Source organism: Mycobacterium toneyamaense (assembly GCF_055384815.1).
Genome location: NZ_AP040333.1, coordinates 2026903 through 2047142, shown reverse-complemented (window position 1 = coordinate 2047142; position 20240 = coordinate 2026903). Strand labels below are relative to the sequence as shown.

Here is a 20240-nt window from a genome sequence, read left to right as displayed (position 1 = left end):
GCGACTCAGCATTTCGCGCCGGCCTCGGGCACGGTCCCGTTGACCAGATAGCCGGCAGCGTGGTCGTCGACGCAGCTGTTGCCCTGGAACACCACGGTGTGCTGCGTGCCGTCGAACGTCAGCAGACTTCCACCGAGTTCCTTGGCCAGGTCCACGCCGGCCTGATACGGCGTGGCCGGGTCGTGCACCGTCGACACCACCAGCGTCGGCGCCAGGCCCTTGACCGAAATCTCGTGCGGCTTCGACGTCGGCGGCACCGGCCAGAACGCGCAGGTGCCGAGCGGTGCGTCGCCGGTGAACTGGCCGTAGCTCATGAACGGCGCCACCTCGCGGGTGCGCTTGTCCTCGGCAATCACCTTGGCGCGGTCGGTGATCGGCGGTTCGTCGACACAGTTGACCGCCACCCGGGCATCGGTCGAGTTGTCGTAGTGGCCGTCGGGGTCGCGACCCATGTAGGCGTCGGCGAGCCGCAGCATGATGTCGCCGTGGCCGCCCGCCAGCTCGGTGAGGCCGGCGGTGAGGTCCTTCCACATCGCCGGCGAGTACAGCGGCAGGATGGTGCCGACCAACGCGTCGCTGTAGCTCAGACCACGCGGATCCTTTGTGGGAGCAGGCTTTTGGACCAGCGGGTCGACCAGGCTGTGGTAGACGTCGTTGACCTTGGCCGGGTCGGTCCCCAGCGGGCAGTCCGGGCTGGTGGCGCAGTCGGCGGCGTAGTTGTTGAACGCGGTCTGGAACGCGGCGGCCTGGTTGATGTCGGCTTCGATCGGATCGGCGTTGGGGTCGACGGCGCCGTCGAGGATCATCGAGCGCACCTTGTCCGGGTAGTCCTCGGCGTACTGCGCGCCGATCCGGGTGCCGTACGAGTAACCCAGGTAGGTCAGCTTGTCGTCGCCGAGGGCGGCCCGGATGGCATCCAAATCCTTGGCGACGTTGGCCGTTCCGACGTTCTCGAGGAACTCCTTGCCCATCTTGTCGACACAGCGCTGCACGAACTCCTTGGTCTGGGCCTCGATGTGCGCGACACCGGCCGGCGAGTAGTCGACCTGTGGGTCGGCGCGCTGTCGGTCGTTGTCGGCGTCGGAGTTGCACCACACCGCGGGCTTGGAGGACCCGACGCCGCGGGGATCGAAGCCGACAAGGTCGAAGCGCTGCCGTACCGAGTCGGGAATGTTGTTGAGCAACGACACCGCGGCGCTGACGCCGGACTCCCCCGGACCGCCGGGGTTGATCACCAGCGAACCGATCTTGTCGCCGGTCGCCTTGATCCGCAGCAGCGCCAGCTGGGCGACGTCGCCGTCGGGCTTGCTGTAGTCGACGGGCACCGACAGCATCGCGCACTCGGCGCCCTTTGGGATGCGCGACTGCGAGTCCGGGGATGTGGTCTGGCACGGCGACCACTGCAGGGGCGCGCCCGGCTTCGGCACCGCGCGGGTGGCGCGTCCGTCGATCACCTGGCTGCAGCCTGTCGCCAGCACGAGCACCATTGCTGCGGCGAGACTCCCCCGTCTGAGGTTCATGGTCGACCATGGTGCCATGTGCGCTGGTCTGACCTGATGAGGGCGTTGCCGCGCGCCGTCAGACGGTGGCGGCGGCAACCAGTTCATCCAACGCGGCGGCGAACTCGTCGGCCATGTCCCACAGGTCCGGAACCAGTTCCGGGCAGGAGATCAGGCCGACGTCGAGCGTGCCGTTGAGCGACATCACGGTGATGTTGAGCCCGGAGCCGTGGAACAGCGGGCCCAGCGGGTACATCGCCTTGACCTCGGCGCCGAGCATGTACAGCGGATCCTGCGGACCGGGCACGTTCGAGACGACGAGGTTGTGCACGGGCTTGGCCTCGGCCAGGCCCGTCGATGCGAACACCCGCATCGCGGCGCCGAACACCGACGGCGCGGCGAACTGCGACCAGTCCTGCAGCAACGTCGCGCTGATGGCCGAACTGTGTTGTTTGGCAACGGTGCTCGAGTCGGCAATGGCCCACAGGCGCTCGGCCGGGTCTTCGATGGTGGTTTCGAGTTTGGCGAACATGCCGGATACCTGATTGCGGCCCGGGCGGTCGGATTTGTCGCGCACGGACACCGGGCACATGGCCACGAGGGTCGATTCCGGCAGCGCGTCGCGCTCGGCCAGGTAGCGCCGCAGCGCGCCCGACACCAGCGCCAGCACCACGTCGTTGACCTTGACGTGGAAGTGGTTCTTGACGGTCTTGATGTCCGCGAGGTCCAGCTGCGCGAAGGCGACGTTGCGGTGCGCGGTGACGTTGACGTTGAAGGCCGTCTTGGGTGCGGCGAACGGCGCCGCCATGGTGAGTCCCTTGGCGGCGCGGCGGACGGTGTCGATGACGGTCGTAGCCGTCGAGGGCAGCACGTTGGCCAGCTTCAGCGGCCGAGTGAAGTACTTGACCGCGCCGCCAACCGCGATCTCGAGTTCGGAGGCGGTGCCGGCGGCCGCGACCGGCTCGGGCGCCGGTGCGTCCGGCTCGAGGGTGCACAGCTGCGACATCAGGTTGGCGCCGGTGACGCCGTCGATGCCGGCGTGGTGCATCTTGGTCATCACCGCCAGCCGGCCGCCGTCGTGGGCGTCGGTGCCGGCGATGTTCTCGATCACCCACATCTCCCACAGCGGGCGGCTGCGGTCCAGTTGCAGCGCGGCGATGTGGCCGCAGATCTCCGACAGTTCGACACGGCCGCCCGGGGCCGGCAGCCCGATCCGGTGGACGTGCCGGTCGATGTCGAAATCCGGGTCCTCGACCCACACGGGGTGGTCGAGGTTCAGCGGCGAGTCGGCCAGCTTCTCGCGGAACTGCGGCATGGCCGCGATGCGCTCGCTGAGCATCTGGCGCATCTTGTCGAACGTGTAGCCACCCGGAATGGTGGCGGCGTCGAGTTCCAGCATCGCGCACACGTGCAGGGGCTGCACGGCGGTCTCCAGATAGAGGAAGCTGGCGTCGAGTCCGCTGAGCCGTTGGTATCCGGGCATGGGCGTGATCGTAGGCGGCCCGGATTACCCAATGTGAGGCATTCCACTTCATGTGTCGTTCACCTTGGGGGTGCGATGGTGGCAGACTTGACGGCGTCAAACGTCCCGGGGACCCGATATGGGCCTCGAGGTTCGTACCGACCAACACATTTGAGGACGACGATGTCTGATCAGGTTTACGGCGCTGCCCCGGAGTCTGTCTGTACGACCCCGCGCACCAAGATTCGTACCCACCACCTGGCGAAATGGAAGGCCGAAGGCCACAAGTGGGCGATGCTCACGGCCTACGACTACTCCTCAGCCCGCATTTTCGACGACGCCGAGATTCCCGTCCTGCTGGTCGGCGATTCGGCGGCCAACGTGGTCTACGGCTACGACACCACGCTGCCCATCACCATCGACGAGCTGATCCCCCTGGCCCGCGCGGTCGTCAAGGGTGCCCCGCACGCGCTGGTGGTCGCTGATCTGCCGTTCGGCAGCTACGAGGCGAGCCCGCAGCAGGCTCTCGCGACGGCGACCCGCTTCATGAAGGAGACCGGCGCCCACGCGGTCAAGCTGGAGGGCGGTGAGCGGATGGTCGAGCAGATCGCCGCACTGACCCAGGCCGGCATCCCCGTCGTGGCCCACATCGGTTTCACCCCGCAGAGCGTCAACGGGCTCGGCGGCTTCCGGGTCCAGGGCCGCGGTGAGGCCGGCGACCAGACCATCCACGACGCCATCGCCGTCGCCGAGGCCGGTGCCATCGCCGTCGTACTCGAGATGGTGCCGGCAGAGCTGGCCACCCAGATCACCGGCAAGCTGACCATCCCGACCGTCGGCATCGGCGCCGGCGCCAACTGCGACGCGCAGGTTCTGGTGTGGCAGGACATGGCGGGCATGACGGCGGGCAAGACCGCCAAGTTCGTCAAGCGTTTCGGCGACGTCGGGGCCGAATTGGGCCGTGCTGCACGGCAATACGCCGCCGAGGTGGCGTCCAGCGTGTTCCCGGCCGAGGAACACTCCTACTGAGTCAGCCGCGACAAGACGCAAAACTGCCCTTCTTCTCGAGAAGAAGGGCAGTTTTGCGTCTTGTCGCGAGATATCCCTACGCGAATTCCGGCTTGCGCTTGCCGACGAACGCGCCGACGCCCTCTTTGCCGTCGGCCGACGACGCACACTTGGCGATCAGCCGGCCCTCGCGTTCCAGCTGGGTCTCGTAGTCGGCGCCGTAGGTGGTCAGCAGCAGCTGCTTGACGGCGGCGTTCGAACCGCCGGGCTGCGTCGCGACCTCGGCGGCCAGCGCGTCGAGCGCGGCAGGCAGTTCGGCGTCCGGCACGACGCGCGTGACCAGGCCCCAGTCGGCGGCCTCCGCAGCCTTCAGCACGCGGTTGGTGATCATGAGTTCCTGCGTCCGGCGCAGGCCGATCAACCGCGGCAGCACATACGACGATCCGCCGTCGGGGCTCAGGCCGGCCTTGGTGTACGCCATGGTGAACGACGCCGACTCGGCGGCGAGCACCAGATCACCGGATACGCCCAGCGGGAAGCCCGCCCCGGCGGCGACGCCGTTGACGGCGGTGATCAGCACGGCGTCCATACGGGCGAACGTCGACATGGCGCGGTGCAGGTCGTCGGCGATGCCCTTGACGAACGCACCCGGGTCCTCGGCGGCAGCCATCGCCTTGAGGTCGCCGCCGGCGCAGAAGAACCGGCCGGCGCCGGTGAGGGTGACGACCTTCACGCCGGCCGTGTCGCACAGCGCGGCAGCCTTCGCGAGGTCGCGGGTCAGCGCGTCGTTCATGCCGTTGGCCGCCTCGGGCCGGTCGAGCACGATATTCACGACGGCACCGGACTGGGCGAACTTCAGTGTCTCGAATTCGGTCACGCTTCAAGACGTTATCGGCAGCGGGTGCCGCGCCGCGATATGGCACCCTAATGGCAGCGTTGGTACTGCCCGTCCCGGGTCGCAAATGAAGGTGAACATGGCCGCTGGCAAGCGTAAACCGTCCCGCCACACCGAGATTGAACGCAAGTTCGCGGTGGTCGACAGCACGGTGTCCCCGTCGTTCGACGGATTGTCCGCCGTCGGCCGGGTCGAGCAACTGCCCGTCGCGCACCTCGACGCGGTGTACTTCGACACTCCGGATCATGACCTGGCGGCGCACAAGATCACCCTGCGCCGGCGCACCGGCGGCACCGATGCGGGCTGGCACCTGAAGCTGCCCGCCGGCGCCGACGCCCGCACCGAGGTGCGGCTGCCGATCACCGCGGCGCGCGAGAGCGTGCCTGACGAACTGCGCGACATCGTGCTGGCCATCGTGCGCGACCGCTCACTGCAGCCCGTCGCCCGCATCGAGACCGAGCGCACCGTCTCGATGCTCTACACGCCGGACGACACCGAGCTGGCCGAGTTCTGCGACGACCGGGTCACCGCCACGGCGGGCGAGTCGCTGCAGAACTGGCGCGAGTGGGAGCTGGAGCTGGTCGGCGCGGATTCGGAGGCCGCCGACTCGGGTCCCGAGGTGCTCGACCGGCTGGCCAACCGCCTCTTCGACGCGGGCGCGCAGCCGGCCGGGCACGGGTCCAAGCTGGCCAAGGTCCTCGCCGCGGCGCGGGGCGGGGACGCGCCCCAGGCGGCGCCCGAGCCGACGGACAAGGTGCACCGCGCCATCGCGGCACACATCGCCGAGTTGATCGACTGGGATCGCGCCGTCCGCGCCGACGCCTTCGATTCGGTGCACCAGATGCGGGTCACGATCCGCAAGATCCGCAGCCTGCTGCAGGAGACCGGGAATCTCGGCGAGCGTGAGTGGGTGCTCGACGAGCTGAAACTGCTGGCCGCCGTACTGGGCACGGCGCGCGACGCCGAGGTGCTCGCCATGCGGTACGACGACGCGTTGAAGGGGCTGGCGCCGGAGCTGGTTCGTGGGCAGGTGCGCGAGCGCCTCGTCGAGGGCTCGCAGCGGCGCTACCAGTCCGGGCTGCGCCGGTCGCTGACGGCCATGCGGTCGGAGCGGTACTTCCGGCTGCTCGACGCGCTCGACGCGATCGTCGTCGACAACACCCAGCCGGCCACCGCCGACGAGGACGCCAAGCCGGTGACCGTCGGCGGCGCCTACCGCCGCGTCCGCAAGTCGGTGCGGCGGGCCGAATCGGCGGAAGCCGAGGGCGCCGAGGACAGCGAGGAAGCGCTGCACCGAATCCGCAAGGGCGCCAAGCGGCTTCGCTACACCGCTGCCGCCATGGGCGAGTCGAAGGTGGCCGACTGCGCCAAGGACATCCAGACGCTCCTGGGCGACCACCAGGACAGCTACGTCAGCCGCGGACATCTGGTCCAGCAGGCCGAGGCCGCCCATGCCGCGGGCGAGGACACCTTCACCTACGGCATCCTGTACCAGCAGGAGGCCGAGGTCGCCGAGTACGCCCGGCTGCAATTGGACGCGTCGCTCAAGGCGCTGGCCCGCGCGATGCGCAAGGTGAAGAAGTAGCGGGGCGGACGAGCTGGCCTGTAAGCCGGAAATTGTCTTTCGCCATATTCCCAGTTCAACGCAATTTGGTGCTAGTGGTGGCAAGTTGTGGACGCCAGATTGACTACGCAGTTCAGAGCATGTTTTTCGGCCCGCCTCAAGCTGCCACCAGTGGACGCAGAGTGGTGCTGTGCGTAGCGCCTGCGTAGTGGGAACACCGCCAACCGGCAGCCTGACGATTGGAGGATCCAGTAGCTGCCGGGAATTGAAGCCGCGAATAACGTTGATTACCAGCACCTTTGATTAATGCGTCAACACGGCGCGACATGTGGAAACATGAGCTGGCGTGGGCCATCTGTTGGCCTACGTCAACACGTCAACGGACACCTGGCCACAGGAGCCGGGTGCTAACCGCCGTGAGCACCCCGGTTTTCACCCGGGCGAGCCTCTGTCCAACAAGTCAGAACAACGTCGTAGCGGCTGGTTCCCCGCTAAGTATCTTGAGAGCAGATTCCGTCGGTAGCTCGTTCATATCGATGCCAAGCTGCGCAGCCTCCACACGAGCGGTGCTGAGGATCGACTCGCGGTCGACCGGCAGGAGGTTGAGGTCGATACGCGCCAGCAGCTTCTTCGTTAGTGGACGCTTCGAGTCCCAGAAGACGAGAGACTCGATCAGCTCTCGGCACGGTTCACTGTTAAGTAAAGCCCAAACGACAGCAGCTTCACGTCCGTCCAGGAAAGGCAAAAAGTAGCAAGTGTCATCAAGCACCACAGGCTTGCCGTCCATCGGGCCTACAAGCCGAAATACCGGCTCTTTGTGCAAACCGGAGACAACAACTTTGTAGGGCGCGAAGGTGTAGTCGCCGTGACCAAAGACGCTAAATCGCGGGCGGTTGCGATAGATCGAGGACTTGCGGTTATCAAGCAAATCGCCGTGAGAATCAAGGTATGCCCACAGCTTCGGCGCAGTGTGCTTGAGATGCGCAGTGTTCTCGCCGAATGTCATTTGCGGAACGACTACCCACCGAGCTAGAGCAGTGTGCCGCCCTCGGAACACATCGGTGCTCTTGAGGAACGGGAACAAGTACTCGCCCTCGACATCAAGGGCCCTGCCATCCCTCGTCATCGGCGCGGGATTAGCAGTCAACTCGAACACAGCAGCCGCGTCGTGCTTGAGCCCAGAGCGCCACTCAAACGGACTCTTGCCGTCTGCCTCACGCAGGGCCTGGTAGCGGTCGACATCGGACACTAGGCGTCCGTCCACCACACCGAACCGAATCGGCGTGACACTGGTGGCCGTAAGACTGTCGTGAATCTCCGCCGTGTAATCGTGTGCAGACCCCGGGTCCGAATGCACGACGAACCAGCAGGCGTCGACCGCCGCGTTGAACCATTCCATCGCATTGATGCGGTAGATCGCAGACCCACTCAATGGGTAACCGGCAGACGCTGCATACTCGATGACATTTCGCGCAACCTGGGTCTTGCACAACATGCCCAAAGTGAAAGGCTCCTTGCGGAACTCATCGAGCAGCTTGAGGATGATGTACTCGCATACATCGAAGTTCGATGAACCGAGCAAGGCGTCCAATCCCCGCGCACCTTTGAAATTCTCCTTCGTCGGCAGATTCGTCGAATCCATCCGATTTAGTTCCGACGATGTGACCCACGGAGGATTCCCGATAATGAAGAGCGGGCCATCCGTCTGCCAAACGACATCGTCTGCAAGCCGCATGTGGAAGATGTTGTCCACCACCACGTGGCCATAGGCTTCAGCAACTGCGGCATGCTCACGCTGAATCTCGATCCCTTGGCGTTCGGAGTCTGGCGCAACCTGCGATGCCGCGTGTAGGAAGGAGCCAAGACCACAGGTCGGCTCCAACACCCGAACCGCGACCTGGGGTATATCGAGACGTTTGAGGCACAACTGCGCCAACTGTGGTGGGGTCTGAAAGTCACCGAACTCATTGTTAGGCACGAAGGTCGACCACCTCTGGTACGTAGGTTTGATCACTCGCTGCGACGATGGCTCGCCCATACTGGAGTCGCCATTGCAGGGCATTGGAGATTGTAAGCACGCCTAGCTCCGGTAGATCGTCGGCAATTCGCTCAGCTAACTGCCGACGGCTAACTTCATCGAGAGGGACATTCTTGTCCTCCAGCAGCGCGTCGAGGTCCTCGATGAGCACTTCACGCCCCGCTGGCGTCTTGGGCGCTGCGGCGGCAAGCTCACGAATGCGGCGAGTCAGGGTCGCATCCCCGGTACGTGTCTGGTCGATGTAGATGACGTGCCGGATAGAGCAATGATCAGAACCTGTGGATGAGCCTCGGCGAGGCGGCGTAGGAAAGGGCGCACCTTCCCGAGGATGATCTGAATGTCGAAGGTCTGATCAAGAGCCGGCGTTGGCGCGCTGGTTCGGGAAGGTACGCCCATGCTCACGGTAGTTCACGATGCGGATTCATCCAACGAGGATGCTGGCTCGTCGCGGTCGTTGCTCGATGAGATTGTCCGCGACGGTGCCCGCCAGATGCTGGCCGCAGCGTTGCGGGCTGAGGTCGCCGCCTACATCGAGGCTCATGCCGGTGAGCTTGATGAGAACGGGCACCGGCTGGTGGTGCGCAATGGCTATCACCGCGAGCGCGAGGTGCTCACCGCGGCGGGCGCGGTGAGTGTGACCGCGCCGCGGGTCAATGACAAACGTGTTGACCCGGACACTGGTGAGCGGCAACGGTTTTCCTCGGCGATCCTGCCGGCGTGGGTGCGCAAGTCGCCGCAGATGACCGAGGTGTTGCCGTTGCTGTATCTGCATGGCTTGTCGACCAGTGATTTCGGTCCGGCGTTGGAGCAGTTCCTGGGCTCGGGTGCCGGCTTGTCGGCCACGACGATCACCCGACTCACCACGCAGTGGCAGGACGAGGCCAAGGCCTTCGAGGCCCGTGATCTGTCGGGCACCGACTACGTCTACCTGTGGGTCGACGGCATCCATCTCAAGGTGCGCCTGGAGCAGGAGAAGCTCTGTTTGCTGGTGATGATCGGTGTGCGCGCTGACGGCCGCAAGGAGCTGGTCGCGCTCACCGACGGGTACCGGGAGTCGGCCGAGTCGTGGGCTGATCTGTTGCGGTCGTGCCGACGTCGCGGGATGACCGCACCGGTGCTGGCCGTCGGCGATGGGGCCCTGGGGTTCTGGAAGGCCGTGCGTGAGGTGTTCCCGGCCACCGGCGAGCAGCGGTGCTGGTTTCACAAGCAGGCCAATGTTCTTGCCTGCCTGCCAAAGTCGGCTCATCCGGGGGCGATCGCGGCGATGCGGGAGATCTACAACGCCGAGGATATCGACCACGCGCAGGTGGCGATCAAGGCGTTCGAGGTGGACTACGGCGCCAAGTACCCCAAGGCGGTCGCCAAGATCGTCGATGACGCCGATGTGCTGCTGGAGTTCTATAAGTACCCGGCCGAGCACTGGGTCCATCTGCGCACTACCAACCCGATCGAATCAACGTTTGCCACGGTACGTTTGAGGACCAAGGTGACCAAGGGGCCGGGTTCACGCGTCGCCGGAATGGCCATGGCTTACAAGCTGATCGACGCCGCGCAAGCCCGCTGGCGAGCCGTCAACGCACCGCACCTGGTCGCTCTGGTCCGGGCCGGCGCGATCTTCCACAAAGGCAAACTGCTCGAGCGACCCACCGACATCACCCCGTCGGCGGACTCGGCACCGACCGAATCAACTGGAACGGAGGTCGCCTGAAACAAGCCGATCCACAGGTATTGACAATTCCTCTGCCGGATATCGAGGTATGCAGCCCGCTCGGCGGCGTCGTCGTTCTTGACATACACGATTACAAGCAGGTTATAGCCCAGCCCGTAAATCTTTTGGGTAGCAGCCTTGAACGGCGATGAGGATTGTGGCTGCTTGAGTGAAGTCACCTTCAAGTCGGTGTTAAGCGTAGGGAAATCCAATCCATTCGCTGCGTTGCCGACCGCGATGTCGTACTTCTCGATCAAGCGCGCCTTAAACAGGCTCTTCGCAGTTGAGGGTGTAGAGGTCATCGGCGCGTCGTTGCCGGGATAGGGGTCGAGGTCTCTCGAAGATGAAGGTTCCTACACGCCTCATCCGAAAGACCTCGACGTGCCTGACGCTACCGGTCGGGCGGGCTTCGCCCGCGCTGACCTGACTACTTTCTGCCGCCTCGACGACCTCGGGTTGGAGGTGACCGGCCAGCAACTGCACCCCGATCGTGCGGTATTGGCATGCCGGGTCAGCGACGACGACTCGTGGTGCCGCCGCTGCGGCGAGCGAGGCGTCAGCCGCGACAGCGTGACACGCGAGCTTGCCCACGAACCATTCGGGTGGCGGCCCACCACCTTGCTGGTCACCCTCCGCCGCTACCGCTGCGCCGGCTGTGCCCATGTGTGGCGCCAAGACCTCGGCAACGCCGCCGAACCACGCGCCAAGCTGTCCCGGCGTGCGTTGCAGTGGGCCTTGAAAGCGATTGTCTGCCAACACCTGACCGTGGCTCGCGTCGCCGAAGCGCTGGCGGTGTCGTGGAACACCGCCAACAACGCCGTCCTGGCCGAAGGGCAGCGAGTGCTGATCGCCGATCCGGCCCGCTTCAACGGCGTGCGGGTGATCGGCGTCGATGAGCACGTGTGGCGGCACACCCGTCGCGGCGACAAGTACGTCACCGTGATCATCGACCTCACCCCGGTCCACGACCAGACCGGCCCTGCCCGGCTGCTCGACATGGTCGAAGGCCGCTCCAAGAAGGCGTTCGCCGACTGGCTGTCCGAGCGACCCCAGCCCTGGCGCGACGGTGTCGAAGTTGTTGCCATGGACGGCTTCTCCGGGTTCAAGACCGCCACCACCGAAGAACTTCCTGAGGCAGCCACGGTGATGGATCCCTTCCACGTGGTGAGGTTGTCCGGCAACGCTCTCGACGACTGCCGCCGCCGTATCCAGGTGGCCACGTGTGGGCACCGCGGCCGCAAGACCGACCCGCTCTATGCCTGCCGACGCACCCTGCACACCGGCGTCGATCTGCTCACCGACCGCCAGAAAGCCCGGCTGGCAGCCTTGTTCACCGGCGACATTCATGTGGAGGTCGAAGCGACCTGGCACATGTACCAACGCGCCGTGGCCGCCTACCGCGAACCCGACCGCACGAAAGGCCGAGCCATGATGGCGGCGCTGATCGACACGCTGAGCGCCGGCGTTCCCAAACCGCTGACCGAGCTGATCACCCTCGGACGCACACTGACCAAGCGGGCTGTCGATGTGCTGGCCTATTTCGACCGGCCCGGCACCAGCAACGGACCGACCGAAGCGATCAACGGCCGTCTCGAACACCTCCGTGGCTCCGCCCTGGGCTTTCGCAACCTCACCCACTACATCGCCCGATCCCTACTCGAAACCGGCGGATTCAGACCCCAACTACACCGTCAATCATGAAGAGCCCTTAAACATCGCCTCCACCAACGTTCCCACAGCCTTGCCGTCGGTCGCGCCGTAGATTGCTGGCAGTGGCGTCACTGATAGCTGATCAGCGAACTCGGTTGCAGCCGCTTGAAACAGCTCCAAGGTCAACGGCGGTAACGTTGGAATCGGTATCTCCTCCTTTGATGTGGGCTGGCGTCGATAGACGATGCGAGAGTCAACTCTCGTCGCCTTCTGGCGCGTTGGCGATCACGAAGTCAAACACAGACTTGCGTATACGAATCACCCACTGCTGAGCCTCCCTCGGGCCGCCGTCACCGTCCAATGCCTCTAGAGCTCGCGATGTGCACGTGTCGATGCATCGGAGCAGCGAGTCGAGGTCTTGGTCCAACATGCGTCATGGCCTTCCAGCTCTCCCCTGGCCATCGATGACGACGGTAGTGGTGTTGATCAGGGTAATGCGACGGGGCATTCAATCGGCGTATGCCAGCGGGCGTGGCGGTAAACCAAATGACATCGCGGAAGCTTGCCACCCCGACGCGCTTGTCTCGCATCGAGCCGGCCCGGACTGTCGCCTACAGGGCGAGCCCATGACGCACGAGGGCGGACGTGCCCTGTGGGACGTATCGGCGACAACCGATATCCAATTGAGGTACGCCCATATTCGACACTCGCCGCCACCTCCCGATATGTCAAAATAGAGTCCATTGGCCAATTGATTGACACATGTCTATCAACCCCATAGAATCTAACTTGACAGTTCGGCCAGCGAGGGAGATGGACATGGGACAGCGCATCGGATACCAGCGGGTCAGCACAGTCGACCAAAACACTGACCGGCAACTCGATGGTGTCGAGCTGGACAAGGTGTTTACCGACAAGGCAAGCGGCAAGAACACCGACCGCCCCGAGCTGGCCCGCGCCATCGACTACGTACGCGAAGGTGACACGCTCGTCGTGCACTCAATGGACCGGCTCGCACGTAACCTCGAAGACCTCCGTCGTCTGGTGAGGGAACTAACCGGCCAGGGCGTGAAAGTCGAGTTCGTCAAAGAAAACCTGATCTTCGCCGGGAACGACTCGCCCATGAACACGCTGCTGCTGTCGATGCTGGGAGCCGTTGCGGAGTTCGAGCGATCAATGATCCTTGAGCGTCAGCGCGAAGGCATCGCTATTGCCAAGGCTGCTGGCAAGTACAAGGGCCGCAAGGCATCCCTCACTGACGACCAGGCCGGTGAGCTTCGTGCACGCCTGGCAGCCGGTGAGTCCGTCACCGCCCTCGCCCGTGAGTACGGGATCAGCCGTCAGACCGTCTACAACTACGCGGCCTGACAGGCTCGCTGCGACGACCCCCTGGGGGGTGCCCAAAGCAACGAGCTGTCAACCTCCTCGTATGGCCAGCGTGTCTTTTCTCTCCGGAAAATGCGGCTGTATCCCGAGTACGCGGCCCGCGACGGCACGCATGTACTCGGGTACGACCCCTACGCCACGTCGGTCAGCGACCAGGTACTCCCGCGACGGCCACGACGTTCGATGACCTTGATGTCAGGACGCTTCGTCTTGGCGACGTTGAGGCTGATGTCGCTGTAGCCCGCAGCGCGCCCGGCTTCGTTCACGGCTAACGATTCGGCGGTGGATTTTCCTGACGCAACCAACTCCGCTATGTGTTGGTCGAACCACTTCTGGCACGACAGCTTGGGCTGACCCCTTTTTCGTGACCTGCTATTTTGCAAACTTACGACATTACCGGCGTGGTCACCGTGACCAACCTGGTCACCGGTGTTGAACTGCAAATATCGGGGGTGACCGTCGTGGTCACCACGACCAGCATTAGTGAGTCGATAGCGGTTTCCGCCAGGAACTGAAACCGCCTCTATGACGCCCTCGGCAGCTAACTCCGCAACCGCCGAATCAAACCACTTACCCCGCCCGGTACTGCTACCCAACCTGCGCTTGAGGTCACCGCCCGACTGCTCACCTTCGCCAAGGAAGCCAACGATGCTGCTTTTAGTAGATAGCAACATGGCATCGTCCTGTGCAGCGCCTATCACGGCACGCTTTTCGCCTTCGCGCCGGGCATGCTCCAGCCGCGCCTGCTCTTCATACGCGACAAGTTCGGTGCGCGTCTGCTCCGATACCGCCATCACCGTCGCTGACTGGTCCCAGTCCCACTGACTCACCGTGAGACGCCCGTGCATGATCGCCAACAGCGCCGCGACTTTACAGCGAGTGAGCAAGGCGTGCCCGTCCAGAGCGTCGCCTTCGCCGCGTTGCCGCGCAAGATGAGCCGAGACAAGCGTCTGTCCTATCTCCGGTGGCCCGTAGACCACCTCCACCACGCCATCCTCACCGGGTTCCCATGGCGGTAGCACCACGTCCAGTGAGGCCGGCGGGTTGGTCGTCAATTCGGGCATATCCGGGTCAGTGGTCGGTGCCCACAAGAACCGCTGCGGCGTACCACCTGTCGTGTCGCCGAAGATGACGCCTGTATGGCCGGGCTGTGCCCCCACGGACAGGCACATGCGGTAGGAGTGTGCAGGAACTATCCGGCGGGTGTCGGCCTTGGCATTCGCCTGCCCAATCGGCTCACCCATCGCGGCAGCTTTAAGTTCCGCCAATAGGATGCTGCCTGCCCGGCCCGCGATACCGGCCAGCTTGTCAATCTCGGACACCGTGAAAATAACCGGGTCGTTATTACCGTTCGTGAACTGTTGCGCTATACCTTCGCCAGAACCTAGCGGCAATTCAAAGATGTCACCGGGCAATGCGGCCCGCGCCACGCTATCGCTAACACCCTTACCGCTGCCCGACTTACCCACAAATGCACAAAACAGATTCAGGCTGGCACGACCACCAATAACGGGCGGCAATTGCACGGCAGCCGGAACGCTGGCAGCGACCCGCAACAACACGCCGAAGAACACCGCCCACGGTGCCGCATAACGTGCCCTCGCCCATCCATGAATTTTTTCTAACTGTTCACTACCAGAGTTCAGGAAGAACTCATCACTATTCATCGTCCATCTTTCATATTTTGCAGCACAAATAGAGATGCGCTTAGTTAATTGCCGAACCTGCTAAGCGCAGCTAAGCGGCGCTAAACATGGCGTCGAAATGCGCCACAATCTCATCGCGCTTCCATACGCGACGACGGCCCAACTTGGCCGATTTGGGGAGTTGACCTAGCCGTTCCCAGTAGCGCACAGTGTCGATGCTCCGACCGCAGACCCCAGCGATACCGCCTGAGTTAGGACATTACCGGTTGGTAACTTGGCGCGCGTGGGTTTGACCTGCGGGTTCTCTGGGTGGGGTTCGGTGCTGGGGGTACTAGGCGAGTAGTTTTGGGCCGTGGCGTACGTGCGGAAGGTGCGCACGACCTCGGGCGCGGTCGCGGTGCAGGTCGCGCGCAAGGACAACGGTCGGGTGGTGGTGCTGGCGCACTTGGGTTCGGCGCATACCGATGCCGAGCTGGGGGTTCTGTTGGCGCGCGCCCAGGAGGTGGTGGCCGATGGCCAGCAGAGTCTCGATTTTGAGGTCAGCGCTCGCGCGCAGTCGCTGACCGACGTCGCCGACTACCGCGAGGCGGCGCTGCTGAAGGCATCGACGGCGGGCCGGGCGTTGGTCGCGCCGCCGGGGCGCACCACCGGTACCGGTTCCCGGCTGCTCTACGGGGTGCTCGGCGCGGTCTATGACTGGTTGGGTTTCGATGTCGTCGATGATCCGGTGTTCCGGGACTTGGTGATCGCCCGGATCGTTGAGCCGACCAGCAAGCTTGACTCGGCGAGGGTGTTGGCCGATCTGGGTGTCAAGACGGTGTCCTACCGCAGCGTTCAGCGGCATCTGGTCAAGACCATCGAGGGCCGGTACCGGGACATGATCGCCGCGAAATGCTTCGTCTATTCATCGGATTGCGGTGGGTTGAGCTTAATCCTTTATGACGCTACGACGTTGTACTTCGAGGCCGAGCGCGAGGACGATCTGCGTAAGGTTGGCTATTCCAAGGAACGGCGGGTGGACCCGCAAATCGTGGTCGGGCTGCTGGTCGACCGTACGGGGTTCCCGCTCGAAATCAGTTGCCACGAAGGTAATACCGCCGAGACCACCACGATCGTGCCGATCATCACCACCTTCGTGCAACGCCACCATCTGGAGGGCACGCCGGTGGTGGTGGCCGCCGACGCCGGGATGTTGTCGGCGGCCAACCTCAAAGCTCTCGACGAGCTCGGCTGCTCCTTTATCGTCGGCTCCCGCACCACCAAGGCTCCGGGGGACCTGGAATCCCATTTCCATTGGAACGGCGACGTTTTCACCGACGGGCAGATCGTGGACACCGTGACCCCGCGGCACGGCAACAGCGAAGTCAACGACACCGCGTTGAGGGCCGAACCGGTCTGGGATCCCGATCAGCATCCCAAGGCGTGGCGGGCGATCTGGGCTTACTCGGCCACCCGGGCCCGCCGCGACCAGAAGACTCTGGCGGCCCAGGAGGAACGCGCCCGCGCCATCGTCGACGGCGAACGATCCAGCAAGTCAGTACGCTTCGTCAAGGTCAAAGGCTCCGACCGCCATCTCGACGAAACCGCCCTGGCGCGGGCGCAGTCTCTGGTCGGCCTCAAAGGCTATGTGACCAACGTGCCCGTCACCGTGATGGCGGGCACCGAGGTGATCGCCAAATACCACGACCTCTGGAAAGTCGAGAAATCGTTCCGGATGTCCAAGTCTGACCTGGCGGCCCGACCGATCTTCCACCACACCCGTGACTCGATCGAAGCGCACCTGAGCATCGTGTTCACCGCCCTGGCCGTCTCCCACGCCATCCAGTCCCGCACCGGCCTATCCATAGCCCAAGTCGTCAAACAGCTCCGGCCCCTGCGTAGCGCCACGATCACCATCAACGGCACCACCCAAACCTTCCCGCCACACATTCCCCCACATCAACGCCACATTCTCGACTCACTCGGGATCAAAACGGGGTACTAAGCCAAATGTCCTAAGTCGGGTGCGACGCCTGCGGCGACCGCGAGCTTGGCGGCCGCAACGTTCAACGCGTGATGCCATTGGGCGGCGAGGCCTGGAGCCGGCGAAGCTACGAGCATGGGTTGAGGTTAAGCGCTGACTCTGACACCGGCCATCGTCTTGAGGTTGTCCCGAGTCTCGTAGAAGTTGAGGTGGCGGTCCCCTGCTCGAAACCTGCCGTGTGGTAGGTATCGGGCTTCCGGAACTTGTCAAGGTGGATGAGTTAAGCGGCTGTCGTGTCGGTCTCCTGGGTGGTGTTTTCGGCTGGTCGGTTGATCCAGGCGGTGTCGGGTAGGTCGAGGATCTTCGGCGCGTGGGTGGTGCCGAAGCGGTGCGGGTGTCGGGCGCGGGCTTGGGTCAGTACCGTGTGCCGGTCGGCGGCTTTGTCGGTGGCCAACCCGTAGTGGTATTCCCCCGAAACCGTGGAGGCATCAGCTATAAGCCTCGATCCACCGATGGGCTGTGGTTGTGGAGTCGAGTTCGGTTATGTGCGTTGAATTGTGGGTGCGCGGTGGTGAGGGCGTGGGTGATCGCCCGACCTCGGTATCGGGTTGTTCCTGTGGGTTTTTCGTGTCGGGTGAGCGGCCGGGGTGTTCTGTTAGGCGATGATCGGCTGGTTTCTGCCAAACAGGCTGTTAAACAGCGTGTTCCATGCTGTTTCCCATGGCCAGCCGCGCGGTAGGTGCAGCCGGAGGCGTCGGGCTGAGGACGCGATGCGTGCCGGCACGCTGATCAGGGTGCGGCGGATGGTCGCGGTGCGGGACTTGGCCAGCGCCGGCCCGGTGAGGGTGGCCGCGGCGCGGGTGAGGTTGAATGCCATCACCGCCAGCACCAACCAGCCACTATTGGCGGCGAATCGTCCGGAGGGCAGATGGGCCAGGGCGGAGTCTTTCAGGTCGGCGTGGACCTGCTCGATGATGGCGTGGCCGCGGTGGGTCTTGTCGGCGGTGACGGTGTCGAGGTCTGTGGTGGTGAAGAAGGCGTGGAAACGCCATACGTCGAACAGTGTGGCCTGCTTGTCGGCGGTGGGGTTGAGGTCGGGGATGCGGCGCACCACCAGCCTGCCTGGGGCCTGCTGGCTGGCTTTCTTGGAGCTGAACGCGGTGAATCCGATCTCGGCGACCTCGGCCCGGGAAATCCACTGGCCGGTGGTGTCGTCGTAGATCGCGTCGGTGTACTCGATGGGGGTCCACGAGTCGTCGTCGATGGCGGCGATCGCGGTCCTGACTGTCGAGTCCAGGCGCACGGTGATCGACACCTCGGCGCCGCCGCGCAGGGCTGCGGCGACGGTCCGATGGCCGTAGAACGCGGAGTCAGCCCGTAGCAGCGGCGTGCCGGTGGCCTCGGTGCTACGCAGCCGTTTCACGGTGGCCAGGGTGTCGCCGATCATCCGGGCCGCCCCGCGTGGGGAGCCGCAGGATCCTTTGCGTAGGCGCTGGCCGGTGATCACCGGTGCGCCCTCGTCGGTGGTGATGGTCGCGATCAGCGCATTGAGCCCGCGGACCCCGGAGTAGCCGTATCCCGATCCTTGTTTGGCATAACCATGCACTTCGATGATGGTGTCGTCGACATCGACCATGACCGCGCCGTCGATCCCGGCCAGCAGCGGCGTACGGGCGTGCAGGCCGGCCAGCAGCCGCGATGCCACGGCGTCGAGTTGGCGGACGTGGCCGAAGCTGAATTCCCGCAGAAACGATCCCAGCGTCGAGGGCGCATACGGGCGGTCGAACAGGGTGCCCATCGCGCCGTGGCGCAGCAGCCTCATGTCGTCGATGCTGTCGGCGCCGGCGATCATGCCCGCGACCAGCGCACTGACTTTCGCTCCGGCGTTGGCGCCCTTGTCGGTCGGCACGCTGAGGTGCTCGTCAGTCAAAGCCTTGAGACCGCACTGCTGGGCCAACGCGGCGATCGGGACCAGCCCGGCGCACGACACCAGGTTCGGGTCATCGAAGATAGCCGACGCGACGGGCCGAGTATGAGATAGTTGCATCTACGAGATGCCCTTCGTAGTGGCCGAATTTGATCCTAGAGAAATCTCATTCTCTCACTACGACAGGGCATTTCACTGATTCAACCCGCCCCAGACACCACCTCAATCGGTGAATCCAGGATAAGGGGTAGTGATGTCAGAGAAGCGGAAGAAGTACGACCGGGAGTTCCGTGAGGGGGCTGTTCGGATCGTGCGTGAGACGGGTAAGTCGATCGCGGCGGTGGCGCGGGATCTTGGCGTCCACGAGGGCACGTTGGGCAATTGGGTGGCCCAGGACCGCGAGGCCCGGGAGGGCCGGGGTGAGTTGACTCGCGACGATGTCGAGGAGCTCAAACGCCTGCGCAGCGAGAATGCTGAGCTGCGGATGGAGCGTGATGTCCTCAAGCGATCAGTGGTCCTGTGGGTGAAGGAGGCGACGAAGTGAGCGTGGCACGTTTCATCGCCGACCAGAGGACCAAATACCGAGTGCCGCATACGATGACGTGCGTGCTGTTGGGTGTGAGCGTGTCGTGGTTCTACAAGTGGATCACCCGCGCTGAGTTCACCGATGGGTTGCACACCGACACCGATCGGCGCCGCGCGCGCCTCGATACGGCAGTGGCGGCGGCGTTCACGGCGGCCAAGGGGCTGCATGGTTCGCCGCGGCTGATCGCCGACCTGCGTGATCTGGGCTGGCAGGTCTCGGAGAAGTCGGTGGCCGACTCGATGCGCCGCCAGGGTTTGGTGGCGCGCCGCATCAAACGCCGTAACGGGCTCACCAAGCAGGACAAGACCGCACCGAAGTTCCCTGACCTGGTCAAACGAGATTTCTCCGCGGCGGCGCCGAACCGCAAGTGGGTCGGTGACATGACCGAGATCCCCACTGAGTCCGGTCAGAAATTGTATTTGGCGACCGTGATCGACCTCTATAGCCGCCGGTTGTTGGGGGCGGCGATGGGCCTGCATCCTGATGCTGAGCTGGCGTGTGCGGCGATCAAGATGGCGGTGGCCGCGCGCGGCGGCCGCCAGGTGATCTGGCGCGATGAGCAGTCCGATCGGGTGATCTTCCACACCGACCGCGGCAGCACCTATACCGCGAACGCGTTCACCACGCTGTGCCGGCAGTTGGGGATTCGGCAGTCGATGGGCCGGGTCGGGTCGTGTTTCGACAATGCTGCCGCCGAGGCGTTCTTTTCCTCACTGGAATGGGAAGTGTTGTCGCGCAATAGTTTCCGTGATACCATTCATGCGCAGGCGGCGGTTATCGACTGGTGCTACACCTTCTACAATCACCAACGCCGGCACAGTGCCGCCGACGGGCTCTCGCCCGTCAACTACGAGATCAGGGAATCCAAGACCAAGCCGCAAGCGGCATAGGAAACCCTCCACGATTTC

Annotated in this window: 17 protein-coding genes; 9 read left to right on the top strand and 8 right to left on the bottom strand. The window is 64.3% G+C overall.

Annotated features, from left to right (window positions below; genetic code table 11):
• Positions 1 to 5: 5 nt before the first annotated feature.
• Together ACZ5IQ_RS09920 and ACZ5IQ_RS09915 are read right to left on the bottom strand one after the other, a co-directional pair.
• The gene (locus tag ACZ5IQ_RS09920; RefSeq protein ID WP_064859274.1) at positions 6 to 1520 is read right to left on the bottom strand and encodes an alpha/beta hydrolase; all 1515 of its coding nucleotides are present in this window, start codon (positions 1518 to 1520) and stop codon (positions 6 to 8) included.
• A 58-nt stretch (positions 1521 to 1578) separates the two neighbouring features.
• On the bottom strand, positions 1579 to 2982 hold the full coding sequence (locus ACZ5IQ_RS09915) for a WS/DGAT/MGAT family O-acyltransferase (protein ID WP_212812125.1): 1404 nt from the start codon (positions 2980 to 2982) through the stop codon (positions 1579 to 1581).
• Positions 2983 to 3144: 162 nt separating this feature from the next.
• On the opposite strand from ACZ5IQ_RS09915, the gene panB reads away from it, so the two are divergent.
• A complete protein-coding gene (panB, locus tag ACZ5IQ_RS09910; protein WP_061005324.1) occupies positions 3145 to 3990 on the top strand; it encodes a 3-methyl-2-oxobutanoate hydroxymethyltransferase in 846 nt (281 codons plus the stop codon).
• Positions 3991 to 4066: 76 nt separating this feature from the next.
• Here panB and ACZ5IQ_RS09905 read toward each other — a convergent pair whose 3' ends face one another.
• Positions 4067 to 4846, bottom strand: coding sequence for an enoyl-CoA hydratase/isomerase family protein (locus tag ACZ5IQ_RS09905; protein ID WP_061009818.1), 780 nt, complete (start codon positions 4844 to 4846; stop codon positions 4067 to 4069).
• A 97-nt stretch (positions 4847 to 4943) separates the two neighbouring features.
• Between ACZ5IQ_RS09905 and ACZ5IQ_RS09900 the strand changes: the two genes are divergently transcribed.
• Positions 4944 to 6449 carry a CYTH and CHAD domain-containing protein gene (locus ACZ5IQ_RS09900; RefSeq protein ID WP_061009840.1) on the top strand — a complete coding sequence of 502 codons (1506 nt, stop codon included), beginning with the start codon at positions 4944 to 4946 and terminating at the stop codon, positions 6447 to 6449.
• Between the two features lie 439 nt (positions 6450 to 6888).
• On the opposite strand, the gene ACZ5IQ_RS09895 is transcribed toward ACZ5IQ_RS09900, so the two are convergent.
• Together ACZ5IQ_RS09895 and ACZ5IQ_RS09890 are read right to left on the bottom strand one after the other, a co-directional pair.
• Positions 6889 to 8406 (bottom strand): DNA methyltransferase family protein, encoded by a 1518-nt coding sequence (locus ACZ5IQ_RS09895; protein ID WP_409431423.1) that lies wholly within the window; start codon positions 8404 to 8406, stop codon positions 6889 to 6891.
• Positions 8399 to 8617: a hypothetical protein gene (locus ACZ5IQ_RS09890; protein ID WP_464481176.1), complete on the bottom strand. Its 219-nt coding sequence runs from the start codon at positions 8615 to 8617 to the stop codon at positions 8399 to 8401. The genes ACZ5IQ_RS09895 and ACZ5IQ_RS09890 overlap by 8 nt, the downstream gene beginning before the upstream one ends.
• 243 nt (positions 8618 to 8860) lie before the next feature.
• Here ACZ5IQ_RS09890 and ACZ5IQ_RS09885 point away from each other — a divergent pair, with 243 nt between their 5' ends.
• The 4 genes from ACZ5IQ_RS09885 to ACZ5IQ_RS09870 all read left to right on the top strand — a co-directional run bounded on the left by ACZ5IQ_RS09885 (position 8861) and on the right by ACZ5IQ_RS09870 (position 13192).
• A complete protein-coding gene (locus tag ACZ5IQ_RS09885; protein WP_052536990.1) occupies positions 8861 to 10174 on the top strand; it encodes an IS256 family transposase in 1314 nt (437 codons plus the stop codon).
• Positions 10175 to 10339: 165 nt separating this feature from the next.
• Positions 10340 to 10498 carry a hypothetical protein gene (locus tag ACZ5IQ_RS09880; protein WP_464481175.1) on the top strand — a complete coding sequence of 53 codons (159 nt, stop codon included), beginning with the start codon at positions 10340 to 10342 and terminating at the stop codon, positions 10496 to 10498.
• A gap of 57 nt (positions 10499 to 10555) precedes the next feature.
• Positions 10556 to 11875 carry an ISL3 family transposase gene (locus ACZ5IQ_RS09875; protein ID WP_073698465.1) on the top strand — a complete coding sequence of 440 codons (1320 nt, stop codon included), beginning with the start codon at positions 10556 to 10558 and terminating at the stop codon, positions 11873 to 11875.
• Between the two features lie 768 nt (positions 11876 to 12643).
• Positions 12644 to 13192, top strand: coding sequence for a recombinase family protein (locus tag ACZ5IQ_RS09870; protein ID WP_464481174.1), 549 nt, complete (start codon positions 12644 to 12646; stop codon positions 13190 to 13192).
• 149 nt (positions 13193 to 13341) lie between these two features.
• On the opposite strand, the gene ACZ5IQ_RS09865 is transcribed toward ACZ5IQ_RS09870, so the two are convergent.
• On the bottom strand, positions 13342 to 14877 hold the full coding sequence (locus ACZ5IQ_RS09865) for a hypothetical protein (RefSeq protein ID WP_464481173.1): 1536 nt from the start codon (positions 14875 to 14877) through the stop codon (positions 13342 to 13344).
• A 331-nt stretch (positions 14878 to 15208) separates the two neighbouring features.
• Here ACZ5IQ_RS09865 and ACZ5IQ_RS09860 point away from each other — a divergent pair, with 331 nt between their 5' ends.
• Positions 15209 to 16840 (top strand): IS1634 family transposase, encoded by a 1632-nt coding sequence (locus ACZ5IQ_RS09860; RefSeq protein ID WP_464481172.1) that lies wholly within the window; start codon positions 15209 to 15211, stop codon positions 16838 to 16840.
• Positions 16841 to 17099: 259 nt separating this feature from the next.
• Here ACZ5IQ_RS09860 and ACZ5IQ_RS09855 read toward each other — a convergent pair whose 3' ends face one another.
• Together ACZ5IQ_RS09855 and ACZ5IQ_RS09850 are read right to left on the bottom strand one after the other, a co-directional pair.
• Positions 17100 to 17273: a hypothetical protein gene (locus ACZ5IQ_RS09855; protein WP_179476465.1), complete on the bottom strand. Its 174-nt coding sequence runs from the start codon at positions 17271 to 17273 to the stop codon at positions 17100 to 17102.
• Positions 17274 to 17474: 201 nt separating this feature from the next.
• A complete protein-coding gene (locus tag ACZ5IQ_RS09850) occupies positions 17475 to 18866 on the bottom strand; it encodes an IS1380 family transposase (RefSeq protein WP_464481171.1) in 1392 nt (463 codons plus the stop codon).
• Between the two features lie 133 nt (positions 18867 to 18999).
• Here ACZ5IQ_RS09850 and ACZ5IQ_RS09845 point away from each other — a divergent pair, with 133 nt between their 5' ends.
• Together ACZ5IQ_RS09845 and ACZ5IQ_RS09840 are read left to right on the top strand one after the other, a co-directional pair.
• Complete coding sequence (locus tag ACZ5IQ_RS09845) at positions 19000 to 19290, top strand: transposase (RefSeq protein ID WP_179476349.1); 291 nt, start codon at positions 19000 to 19002, stop codon at positions 19288 to 19290.
• Positions 19287 to 20222, top strand: coding sequence for an IS3 family transposase (locus ACZ5IQ_RS09840; RefSeq protein ID WP_179476348.1), 936 nt, complete (start codon positions 19287 to 19289; stop codon positions 20220 to 20222). Before ACZ5IQ_RS09845 ends, ACZ5IQ_RS09840 begins: the two co-directional genes overlap by 4 nt.
• The last annotated feature ends 18 nt before the right edge of the window (positions 20223 to 20240 follow it).